This window comes from Bartonella vinsonii subsp. berkhoffii ATCC 51672 (assembly GCF_902825225.1).
Taxonomy (GTDB): Bacteria; Pseudomonadota; Alphaproteobacteria; order Rhizobiales; family Rhizobiaceae; genus Bartonella; species Bartonella berkhoffii.
On sequence record NZ_CADEAK010000301.1, the window covers coordinates 1 to 395 of the forward strand.

Consider the following 395-nt stretch of genomic DNA (forward strand, 5'->3'; position numbering starts at 1 on the left):
ATCAAAAAAGCGTAAAGCTTCTTTGCAGGATGTTCGAGAGGTTTTTAAACGAATGGTTACATGGCCTGCTCCCATGTTGCCTTTTACAATGGAAGAGTCTTGGTTGGAACGTTATCCGGAAAGCTAATCTGAGCATCTGGAACAGATTTGCTCTGTGCAAAAAGAAAGGCAGAACGACTTTTTGGTTGAACGTTGGGAACACGTTAAACAGGTTGGCTAGGTTGGGAGGGGTGCTTTAGAGCTTCAACGCGCTTATATGCGGATTCGGTCGTTCTTAGAAACTGGTCCTCTTGGTTGTATTTCTCTTCTTGCTTTTTTGGAGTCTCTGGAGAACTTTGATATTTCGGGGACCTGCATCAACTGTGCTGTAAACATTTAGACGAGGAGAGGCCCTG

At 44.6% G+C, this 395-nt stretch carries 1 pseudogene; it reads left to right on the top strand.

Going from position 1 to position 395, the window contains the following annotated elements:
• Positions 1–376 (top strand): annotated as a pseudogene (gene ileS / locus J7R10_RS10180) (isoleucine--tRNA ligase); the annotation flags it as partial.
• Positions 377–395 lie beyond the last annotated feature (19 nt).